The sequence below is a fragment of the Exiguobacterium sp. s124 genome, assembly GCF_018617485.1.
Taxonomy (GTDB): Bacteria; Bacillota; Bacilli; order Exiguobacteriales; family Exiguobacteriaceae; genus Exiguobacterium; species Exiguobacterium aestuarii.
In genome coordinates, this window is the sequence record NZ_JACSKH010000004.1 from 82046 (window position 1) to 93783 (window position 11738).

Annotated in this window: 8 protein-coding genes and 2 riboswitches; of the genes, 6 read left to right on the forward strand and 2 right to left on the reverse strand. The window is 45.6% G+C overall.

The genetic code is table 11. From position 1 onward, the window contains the following. Positions 1-72: 72 nt before the first annotated feature. Complete coding sequence (locus KNO85_RS13840; RefSeq protein ID WP_214791006.1) at positions 73-1914, reverse strand: ATP-binding protein; 1842 nt, start codon at positions 1912-1914, stop codon at positions 73-75. A gap of 244 nt (positions 1915-2158) precedes the next feature. Between KNO85_RS13840 and KNO85_RS13845 the strand changes: the two genes are divergently transcribed. From KNO85_RS13845 to KNO85_RS13870, 6 genes are all read left to right on the forward strand, one after another. After that, positions 2159-2764, forward strand: coding sequence for a flavin reductase family protein (locus KNO85_RS13845; RefSeq protein WP_214791008.1), 606 nt, complete (start codon positions 2159-2161; stop codon positions 2762-2764). A gap of 172 nt (positions 2765-2936) precedes the next feature. Then, positions 2937-3887, forward strand: a complete 951-nt coding sequence (locus tag KNO85_RS13850; RefSeq protein WP_214791009.1) for an AAA family ATPase — start codon at positions 2937-2939, stop codon at positions 3885-3887. Further along, entirely contained in the window at positions 3884-4954 is a 1071-nt protein-coding gene (locus KNO85_RS13855; protein WP_214791011.1) for a DUF58 domain-containing protein, read from the forward strand. The genes KNO85_RS13850 and KNO85_RS13855 overlap by 4 nt, the downstream gene beginning before the upstream one ends. Next, on the forward strand, positions 4951-7050 hold the full coding sequence (locus KNO85_RS13860) for a transglutaminase domain-containing protein (RefSeq protein ID WP_214791013.1): 2100 nt from the start codon (positions 4951-4953) through the stop codon (positions 7048-7050). The genes KNO85_RS13855 and KNO85_RS13860 overlap by 4 nt, the downstream gene beginning before the upstream one ends. Before the next feature lie 41 nt (positions 7051-7091). Continuing rightward, a riboswitch (purine riboswitch) is annotated at positions 7092-7192 on the forward strand. 111 nt (positions 7193-7303) lie between these two features. Next, entirely contained in the window at positions 7304-8827 is a 1524-nt protein-coding gene (gene guaA, locus KNO85_RS13865) for a glutamine-hydrolyzing GMP synthase (RefSeq protein ID WP_251126226.1), read from the forward strand. A 135-nt stretch (positions 8828-8962) separates the two neighbouring features. Then, positions 8963-9064: riboswitch (purine riboswitch) on the forward strand. 88 nt (positions 9065-9152) lie between these two features. Further along, entirely contained in the window at positions 9153-10508 is a 1356-nt protein-coding gene (locus tag KNO85_RS13870; protein ID WP_251126225.1) for an NCS2 family permease, read from the forward strand. 26 nt (positions 10509-10534) lie between these two features. Here the strand turns inward: KNO85_RS13870 and KNO85_RS13875 are convergent, their stop codons facing one another. After that, entirely contained in the window at positions 10535-11377 is an 843-nt protein-coding gene (locus tag KNO85_RS13875) for a VanW family protein (RefSeq protein ID WP_214791017.1), read from the reverse strand. Positions 11378-11738 lie beyond the last annotated feature (361 nt).

Below are 11738 nucleotides of genomic sequence, written 5' to 3' on the forward strand. Positions count from 1 at the left end.
CTATATTTTGTAAAAGAACTCCTTCCTATTTCTCTGAAATGAGTAAAAAATAACACGGTCACGAAGACCGTGTTATTGCATGATGTGTTCTTTTGTCATTGGTAGCTCACAGATGAAGGTACTTCCTTCTCCATAAACCGATTCTACGTGGAGTTGTCCGTCATGTGCTTTAGCGATTTCTTTACAAATAGCGAGGCCGAGACCCGTACCGCCGATTTTACGACGATCTGAGTTGTCGACACGATAAAATTTTCCGAAAAGATGAGGAAGAGAGGCGTTTGGGATGCCCATTCCGTGATCTCTCACTTTCATGACGACTTGTTCGTCCACTCGTTCAAGTGACACGAGTATATTCCCACCGTCTGGTGAGTACTTGATGGCGTTACTTAATAAGTTGCCAAGCAACTGACGCATTCCTTCTAAGTCTGCATCAATTATAAAATTCTCTTCAGGATCGGCGTCGATAAACAATTCATGTTGATCAGTCGTTTCTTGATAAAACGTGACACTGTCAGTAGCGAGTTTGTACAAGTCGACTGGCTCCCACTCAAATGTTTGTTTCCCAGACTCCATCTTTTGAAGGTCCAAGAAATCATTGACGAGATAAGATAGTCGTTTTGCCTCATCATGAATCGTTTTTAAATATAATTCCCGCCGATTTTCTTTCAAATCGCGTGACAACATGAGCTCTGTAAATCCATAAATCGATGAAAGGGGTGTTCGTAACTCATGCGATACGGTCGAAACGAGCTCGGACTTCATTCGGTCTACCTCGGTCTCGGCTGTGACATCACGTAAGACGAGCATCGTTCCGCGAAGTCGACGGTCTCGATAGACGCTTTCAGCATAGAGTTGAATGAAACAGTCGCCTTGATCGATAGAAATCGTAAGTCCATCTTCTGGTGGATCTTGTGAGAAGACGCGTTCGAAGTAACGAACGAATTGCTCGTGTTGGTCGACGCGTTCTGCGAGCTGCTCGATGTCAATATCAATCGCTGACAATTCTTCATATCCCTTATAATCGAAGTGAAGATCATCAAACATACGAATAAATGCACGATTCCCAACGACAGTGTCGTCTTCATAGTTCACATATAAAATAGCTTCGCGAACGGAATTGATCAACTGTGCCGTTTCTTTTCGATCTTGCTGCATCTGACGATAAAGTTGCATCCGAAGAAGTGAGATGGCGAGCTGACTAGCGAACGCATTCAACTCTGATTTTTCACTCGCATCATACTGTTCATCGTATCGGGCCAAATAGAGGCAACCAATCAGGCTGTTATCAGACGGGTCCATAATCGGGATAACTGTTTCGTAAATGTAGTATGGATACGTGTGTAAAGCATCCACGACCCGTTTCGACGTGGCAGCAGGTAATTTAGAAATCATGACACGTTTAAGCAACAATGATTCTTTCTTGAGACTCTCTTGTTGATCTTCCGTCATTTCTTTTGGTACGACAGAGGTGATTTCTCCGTCTTTTGTGAGTAACAACGCACCAAATTCAGATTTCGTGAGTAAGACGATTTTTTCGATGACAGAAGAGTAATCAAATAATGATTCTTTCGATGCCAATACTTCAATCAATTCATTTCGATATTGGAGATTCATTTCATTCAACTTTGATTCTTTGATCACGTTTTCGAGTTTTTCTTTCTTCATTTTCAGTCTGCTGTTTTGATCGGCCATTCGTTTAATGAGCGGGCGTCCGATTAATAGGATGGCGCTGATAAACATGACGAGTCCCATCATCCAAATCCATCGAAGGGAGGTGAGTTCGAGCGTAGACACATTTCCATCTCGGACAAACCATGCTCCAATTGCAGTTAAGACGAGACTGAATCCACATACGCTATATAAAATACTGAGTATTTGACGACTGTTTAATTGTTCAATCCACTTGCTGATCATTCATTCTACTTCCTTCCTTGAACATAAAAAACGTTGGGTCATCTTTTCCTTGTCCTGCATTTTATGAAAAAGGGAAAGGAAAATGAAACAATTTGCTTATCGGATATGCTTTTACGCAATCTCTACATAATGCGGTTTACCCAAAAGGAATAAAAGATACACCTGTCAACCTTCTCTAAGTTGACAATAGCTTAGAAAGTAATTATCTTGAAATTGAGATAAATACAATGAGGAGTGTGAATAAATGTTATCAATCGAACCGTCCGCTTTGACTGAGCGAGACACGTATAAATTTTTAATTGGTAGTATTGTGCCGCGACCAATCGCCTTTGTGACGACCCGGAATGGAGACGTCATCAACGCGGCTCCGTTCAGTTATTTCAATGTGGTTGCTTCCAATCCTCCCCTTGTTTCCGTCTCTGTCCAGCGAAAAGACGGAGTGATGAAAGATACAGCACGAAATGTCCTTCTTACAAATGAGTTGGTCATTCACGTCGTGGATGAAACGAATGTATTCGATGTGAATGAGACGGCTGCCAACCTTGACGCGGATGAGAGTGAGTTATCACGCACAACATTCACGCTTCAACCAAGTGATGTCATTACGACACCTGGTGTCAAAGAAGCCAAAATTCGCCTCGAATGCGTATTACATCAACATGTGCCGATTGAACATGAAGGGCAAACGACTGCAGATTTCTTGATTGCCCGGGTCGTCCGTTTTCACATCGATCGGGAATTGTATGAACAAGGGCGAATCGATGCGAGACGATTGGCGCCGGTCAGCCGTATTGCTGGAAATAGTTATGCGACACTTGGCGACCTTTTTGATGTGAAGCGACCTGAATAATCGACAAACGTGCTCGTTTTTTCTAAAGAACGAGCGCGTTTTTTGGGTAAAAGAATAAGGAGCGTATTTGCATGTAGTATTCCTTTCATTCCGATACGCTCTTATGTCACAATAAAGTCAGAACATTCTAACTTCAAGTCATCCTAGATTCAGAGAAAAAGGGGAATCCGTCATGTACCGTCCAACTGTCCAATCGATTATAACTGCCATTGAAACTGTGATTGTCGGAAAAGAAGAAGTCATCGCCAAAAGTCTGACTGCCTTATTGGCGGGAGGTCATGTTCTTCTAGAAGACGTACCAGGTGTCGGAAAAACAATGCTCGTCCGTACGTTTAGTCGGGCGATTGATTTAGATTTTAAACGAATCCAATTTACGCCAGACATGCTACCGTCTGACTTGACCGGTATCTCGATGTATAACCAAAAAACGAGAGAGTTTGAATATCGCCCTGGCCCGCTCATGGGGAATATTATCTTGGCGGATGAAATCAACCGAACTTCACCAAAGACACAGTCGGCTCTTCTAGAGGCGATGGCTGAGCGGAGTGTGACAGTGGATGGCGAGTTGAAAGTGCTACCATCACCATTTTTCGTCATGGCGACGCAAAACCCGATTGAGCATGAAGGGACGTACCCGTTACCCGAAGCACAGTTGGACCGCTTTTTACTCAAAATCGAGATGGGGTACCCGACATTCAATGAAGAGATTGCACTTTTAAGTCGCTTTGAAAAAGAAGAGCCGCTCGAGGCGCTTCATAGTGTGATTACCAAACAAGAAGTTGAACTGATGCAGCGCGAAGTGAGGGATGTGCATGTTTCGAGTGCGGTCAAACAATATATTGTGCGATTGGTGCATGAGTCGCGGAAGGATCCGCATACGTATTTAGGAGGAAGCCCGCGGGCTACTCTTGCATTGATGAAAGCGTCGCAGGCGTGGGCATATATCCATAATCGTGAATTCGTATTGCCAGATGACGTCAAGGCGATGGCGACGAGTGTCCTCGGACACCGTGTCTTACTGACGGCGGAGGCGCGTTATAAAGGAAAAACACCGAATCAATTGATTCAAGGTTGGCTTGATACATTACCTGTCCCGATGGATCGCGAGGTCAATGAAGTATGAAAAACTGGATGAAGCTGTTCGTTGTATGGGCGGCGGCATTCGGATTGTACGCATTTGCCCGTATCGAAGGAAGTATCGTTGCTTCGACGTTATGGTGGTCGTTCGCAGTGTTGACTGTCTATTGGACACTATTTATGATCTATCCGGTCACGGCGGCAAATGTATCTCGACGGGTTACGACGAAACGTCTCGTCTCCGGACAAGCGATGGACGTCGAATTAAGAATCGAACGCAAATATCCTTTTTTGATTGGGATGGTGACGTTAGAAGAACGGTTGCCCCAACGATTAATTGACGAAGACAAGACCATCATCGTGCCGGTAGACCGTTTCTTTCGACGTGCTGAAGTCGTCCATTACGAGGTCGATGCGATTAAGCGTGGAATTCACGTCTTTGACCGAACGATTCTCCATGTACGCGATGTATTTGGTTTGTTCGATCGAAAGCGAACGTTACGACTCGAGACGGTCGTCGAGGTGTCACCCGCTGAACTCCCGTTCGATCTTCCAAGAGATGAACACGTCGGAGGTCGTGGTGAACAATATCGTCAAATGCGGACATACACGGAAGTGGCCAATACGACGAGTGGAGTCCGAGAATATGCGGCAGGGGACCGAATCGGGCGGATTGACTGGAAAGCATCCGCACGTCGAGGCAATTTGATGACGAAAACGTTTGACCAAGAGCAAGAAAAGAAACTTTCGCTCGTCTTTGTCCCGGCTGTCTCTGCCGGCTATGAAGAGGCATTTGAACGATCATTGTCCTTACTCGTCGGTGCGATACGACAGTTAGAACGAAAAAACTTACCCTTTGAGCTATACGTTATCGAAGAACAGGTTCGTCTGTTCCATCTTCCGGACCAAAGTGCCGACGTCGGTCATTACTTGTTGACCGCGACTCCAGAAGCGGAAGGGCGACTTGTCGAGCGGGTGAAGCGAAATCTGCCTCAACAAAATGGTGATTTGATTTTGATTAGTCCGTTTGAAACAAGTTCGATTCGTGAGCTCATGCATGAGACGCAAGGTAGTTATCACCTATACACAGCAGTAAGCGAGGTGACGGGATGAAGACATGGATCACTCGAATCGTATATACGGCGCTCGCCGCCTACTTGCTGTCTTTCTGGATTGAGCCGATTGTCGGGAGTACAACGTTCGATGTGAGTTGGCCGTTTTATTTCCTTCTCATCGTACCGATGTTTGTCAGTCTTCTCCCGTGGGGCGCATTCCTTGGAATCTCGCTTCTCAACTTCCTGGTTGTCTTATACGTTTATCATGGAAGTATATTTGACTGGTTCGGTCTTTGGATGGATGATTTTTTCGGTGTCATAAGCGGAGAGTTACCGAACGAAGCCATCTTCTTTTCTGCGATGGCACTCATTGGTCTACTATTTGCCATTCTTGTTAGTCGGACATACCCGAGTTACGGATTTGCACTCGGGATGATTGTTTCGACACTTGGTGTCATGGCCTATTTCGATACATGGACACTGTATGACGGGGAAGGCAATATCCTTTATGCAATCGTCACATCGCTCCTTTTATTATTTGTCACGGATGTAGCGAAACGTCCAAGTCAGTCGCTCGTGCGGTTCGTCAGTATCGGTTTGCTACTCAGTGTCGTTGTCGCGCTCGCGAGTGCTTCCCCGACATTAGAAGGCGATTGGTCTGATCAAATTACAACGAGTTTTCGGAATGCGACAACCGAAGGCGATGGGAACGGACCTGGTCGGGTCGGGTATGGGGTGAACGACGAATCGCTAGGTGGTCCGTTCGAACAGGATGACGGGATTGTCTTTATCGCGCGTGGGGTACCGGCTCGATACTGGCGAATTGAATCAAAAGCCATTTATACCGGAAAAGGTTGGATTGAGGCACCGGTGCTCGATTCAGACTATAATCGGGGACAGTTAGTGGACTCTGATGTCGACACGACCCCGGAACAGGCACTCCTGCGTTTTGAACGTCGACAGTCGTTCGTTCCGTATGGCGGGGAATATCCACAGGCGGCAGAAACAGAGTCCGGTACGGAATTTTTAGTTGGTGACGTGGAGCAAGCTTTTCCGAACGAGACAATCACGATGCAACCGTCCGGAAAGATCGTGTTTGAAAATGAGGAACAGTCGACTCCGCGAACGATCCAACTTCGTTATAGTGTCCCGGCCTTCTCTGAAGAACAGCTTGCATTAAATGAAGAAATCACATCGCTCACAGAAGAAGAGCAACAGGTCTATTTACAGCTACCGGATTCTTTACCAGATCGTGTACGCGACTTGGCCACGGAGATTACTGCTGAAAGCGAGACACCAAATGAAAAAGCAGAAGCGGTAGAAGCGTATTTCCGAAACGGAGAATTCCAATACGATACCGAAAATGTGGCACAACCGGAAGGGGACACAGATTATGTCGACCAATTCTTGTTCGATACACAAATCGGGTATTGCGATAACTTCTCGACGTCAGCAGCCATTTTATTACGGGCAAATGGAATCCCGACACGTTGGGTAAAAGGATTTACGATGGGGGATACGCGAGGGGTTGTTCAGGGTGAAGAAGAACATACGATTCGTAACCGTCATGCCCATTCTTGGGTGGAGTACTTTGTCGAAGGTGCAGGTTGGGTTCCACTAGAGGCGACCATCAGTTTCTCAGATGCGAACTTACTACAAATCGATCAAGAGACGGAGACAGACGATACGACACCGGCTACGAATGATCCGCAGGCAAATCAGGACAACAACACGCAAAATCGTCCACAAGAAGATTTGTTAATCGATGATGTTACGACTGGTGAGGTTCAGGAAGAATCCCGCAGTATCCCGGTATGGGGATGGGTCGTCATTCTTTTCCTCGTGGCCGTTGTCATTTGGAACCGAAAAATCATTGAGCGACAAATTATGTACGTCTGGTGGATGAGTCGTCCACTCACAGATACAAGCCTCGTATCGATGCATCGCTATTTGATGAAACGACTCCGTGCAAATGGATTTAAAGTCGAGGGACGAACGCCTTCTGAGCTTGCAAAAGAGGTCGATGCCTACTATGAGACGAACGATATGACGCGTCTGACAGCCTTGTTTGAGCAAGCGGTTTATGCTGAACAAGAACCGAATTCAAAATATAAAGAATATTGGAAAATCGTGATTCGCAGAATTATGAGTTGAAGTGGCGGGATGCATCAAGTAAGATAGACGCATTAGTTAGATAATTGAACATGGCATTCCTTCGTATATACTCGTGAATTGGCGCGAGAGTCTCTACCGGACCACCGTAAATGGACCGACTATGAAGGAGCACGTTTCGTATACAAAGAAAAGGGCGTGCTTCTTCTTCGGTTTAGATGATCTGGGGGAGAGGCTCGTCCTTTTTTTGAGGAGAAGGCAGAAAGGTGGAGATTTCGTGAAAGTAGAACAAGAAATGATTTTGGTGCTCGATTTTGGTGGGCAGTACAACCAGTTGATCACGCGTCGTGTCCGTGACCTTGGCGTATACAGCGAGTTGCATTCACATAAGATGACTGCAGCAGAGATTCGCGAATTGAACCCGGTCGGCATCATCTTCTCTGGTGGACCGAACAGTGTATATGCAGAAGGTGCATATCGTTGTGACCCAGAAATCTTCGAGTTAGGAATTCCGATTTTCGGGATCTGCTACGGCATGCAGCTGATGACGCATCATTTTGGTGGTCGTGTCGAACGTGCTGCTCACCGTGAATACGGGAAAGCGACATTGTTCTCAACACCTGAGGCTTCTGATATTTATAAAGGTCTTCCGGTCGAGCATACAGTATGGATGAGCCACGGTGACCTCGTTATGGAAGCGCCGGAAGGATTCATCGTCGATGGAACGAACCCGTCTTGCCCGGTAGCTTCAATCAAAAACGATGAGTTGAAAATGTATGGCGTTCAATATCACCCAGAAGTGCGTCACTCAGAATACGGGAACGACATCTTGAAAAACTTCATTTATGAAGTGTGTGGTGCTAAAGGCGAATGGTCGATGGAAAACTTCATTGATCTCGAAGTCGAAAAAATTCGCGAAATCGTCGGCGACAAGCAAGTGCTCTGTGCTCTTTCTGGTGGTGTCGACTCTTCAGTCGTTGCCGCACTCGTTCATCGCGCGATTGGTGATCAATTGACGTGTATGTTCGTCGACCATGGTCTCCTTCGTAAAGGGGAAGCGGATAGCGTCATGAAGACGTTTGCTGACGGATTTAATATGAAGGTCATCAAAATCGATGCGCAAGAACGCTTCTTGACGAAGTTGGCTGGTGTCTCAGACCCTGAGCAAAAACGCAAGATCATCGGAAACGAGTTCATCTACGTATTTGATGAAGAAGCATCGAAACTTGTCGATATGGACTTCCTCGCACAAGGAACACTCTATACAGACATCATCGAGAGTGGGACAGATACAGCGCAAACGATCAAATCACACCATAATGTCGGTGGATTACCGGAAGATATGAACTTCACATTGATTGAACCGCTCAACACGCTCTTTAAAGACGAAGTCCGTGCACTCGGTACCGAACTCGGTCTTCCTGACTATATCGTTTGGCGTCAGCCGTTCCCAGGTCCAGGTCTAGGAATTCGTGTACTTGGTGAAATTACGGAAGAGAAGCTTGAAATCGTCCGAGAATCTGATGCGATTTTGCGTGAAGAAGTGAAGAAAGCTGGTCTTGAACGAGACATCTGGCAATACTTCACGGTGCTCACACCGATTCGCTCGGTCGGAGTCATGGGTGACGAACGAACGTACGACTATGCAGTTGGCGTCCGTGCAGTCACTTCAATCGATGGCATGACGTCAGATTGGGCACGCATTCCATGGGATGTGCTTGAGAAAATCTCTGTCCGCATCGTCAATGAAGTCAGTCACGTCAACCGTGTGCTGTATGACATTACGTCTAAGCCACCTGCAACAATCGAATGGGAATAAGTCGAACAGAGGGGAATCTCCCTCTGTTTTGTCTTAAAACCGAACATTAACGTTTTTTTTTTAGTTTAAAATCCGTGAATATAGTTGACATTCTATTTTCACGCTGATACGATAAGAACGTTCTTATTATAACCGAACAATTATAAAATATTTTGCCGTATAATGTCGGGGATATGGCCCGAGAGTCTCTACGAAATCACCTTAAATGATTTCACTACGGCGAGACATAGATGAGGGTGTATGCCCTCGTATGTTTCGCGTGGGGTCCTCGGTCATTTGCCGGGGACCTTTTCTCGTTTTACGGCGAGTACAAGGAGGAAAACAAATGAGCACACAGCTCAAGCAAGAACAACAACCTACAACGAGTCGGATCGATCGTTACTTCCAACTCACAGCACTCGGAACGAGTGTCCGTACTGAATTGATTGCAGGATTCACAACATTCCTTGCGATGGCGTACATTCTTTTCGTTAACCCAAACGTTCTTGGAGCGGCGGGTATGGATACTGGAGCGGTCTTCGTCGCAACAGGTCTTGTCGCAGTAGTCGGTTCGTTGACAATGGGACTTTTAGCAAACTATCCGATTGCGATTGCGCCGGGCATGGGCCTCAACGCATTCTTCGCATATAGTGTTGTCATCGGAATGGGTGTCCCTTGGCAAACGGCTTTGTCCGGGGTTCTCGTGTCAGGTCTCTTCTTTATCGTATTGACGCTTTCAGGTATTCGCGAAACGATTGTAAACGCGATTCCGGCTCCACTTAAAATGGCAGTCGCTGCAGGGATTGGCTTCTTCATCGCTTTCATTGGATTGAAGAACGCAGGAATCGTGGTAGCGAATGAAGCTACACTCGTAAGTCTTGGCTCACTAGGAACGGGAACGACACTTCTCGCTGTATTCGGTCTTGTTGTCAGCGCGTTGCTTATGGCACGTGATATCAAAGGTGGTATTTTCATCGGGATGTTGTTGACGGCGATTGTTGGAATGATCTTCGGTCTTGTTCCGACACCAACAGCGATCTCTGATGTCGTATCGATGCCACCAAGCATGTCGGCAACGTTCGGCCAAGCATTCATCAACTTCAGTGACGTTTTCACACTTCAAATGCTGATCGTCATCTTGACTTTCTTCTTCATCGATTTCTTTGATACGGCTGGAACACTCGTTGCAGTAGCGCGTCAAGCGGGAATCATGAAAGAAAATAAAGTACCACGCGCAAGTAAGGCATTGATGGCCGACTCGACAGCGACGGTAGCGGGGGCGATCTTCGGAACGTCTACAGCGACTTCATACGTTGAATCTTCAGCAGGAGTTGCTGCAGGTGGACGCACAGGTTTGACAGCGGTATTCGCAGGATTGTTCTTCGGTTTGGCATTGTTCTTCTCGCCACTTTTGGCAGTTGTTACAGCACCGGTAACGGCTCCTGCGCTCATCATTGTTGGTGTGCTCATGGCTTCAGCTCTTCTTGATATCGATTGGAAGAAGATTGAGATTGCAGTACCTGCTTTCTTGACGATTATCATGATGCCGTTGACTTCATCAATCGCAACAGGAATCGGGCTCGGATTCATTCTTTATCCACTCATGATGATTGCGAAAGGGAAAACGAAAGAAATCCATCCGATCATGTACGGGATGTTAATCATCTTCTTGGCATACTTCATGTTCTTGCCACACGCATAAATCGATTTAAAAAGCCGGCTCTTTTGTTAAGAGTCGGCTTTTTTGTATGCAGTGTTTTCGGGGAGGAAAGGATCATACATCGTAATGGCATGGTTTTCTGTGATGAAGTCGTTCCGGAGGTGGGTGCCGTTCATTGAGGTGACTTCTCTGAAAATCTGATTGTGTCGGATGGTGCCTCCCCACCATTCGCGGGTGAAGTGATGATTTTCTTCATATATACGATACTGTTCTTTATTTGGAATATTAGAGCGCCATTCACCGACGAGATGATCTCCCTCTATATATAGAAGAAGTTGATACGTTTGTGCGGTTTGATTTGTAATTTGCAGGTCAAGGTAATTATAAGAACACGTCGCGCCACTCCCGAATGGTTGATCTCTGCGGTAGTCAGGAAACACGTCGTAGCTATGGCGATAACGCTCGGTTACAGTCAATGGGCTATGGAGTGTAATCCAATATATCAGGTTAGATAGTTGACAGAGACCGCCACCGATTCCTGAAGTGACCTTCCCGTAATGAAGAATCATGCCATCGACATAACCTTTTCGCTTTGTTGGCTTTCCGATCATCTTCCAATAAGAAAAGACGTCGTTCGGCGTTAAAATGGCGCCGTTTAATTTAGCGATTGCAATCTTCAGATTCTTTACTTTGTTATGCTGTACGTCCATATCGATATCACGTAGTTGTCGATAGAGAGGAGTTCGGTGTGTGTGGATTAGATAAGGTAAAGGTTCAGCGTTTTGTTTCGAGACGTATTTCCTTTTATCCGTCATCCATTCTAATCGTCGTTTGAGTGTGTAAACTTGTGTACCAGACCAAATTCTGAGTGGTGAACGTTTTTTAGGTTGTTGTAGATCGGTTTGCATCATTGTATGTAACTCCTTGTAGAATGTAAGTGGATGATTCATCAATAGATATAGTTGTATTCTTCAAAGCAAGTTGCGATTCCTTGTAGGTGAACGAGTTATAGACTTTTAAGGATTCGAAAACATAATTAAAGTTTTTTTAGAATAATGCTTGCAAGATTAAAAAGCAGGTGATATAGTTATCTCTGTTGCCAACGACAAACGTTAAACAAACAAAAAAAGTTGTTGACACCAAAAAGAAATAAATGTTATTATCACTTAGTCGCCAAGAGCGGCAGACGAACTTTGAAAACTGAACGATGAGGCAAAAAAAGTTTTACAATTTTTGAATGAAGCGCAAGCTTCGTCAATTTAAGAGCTATAT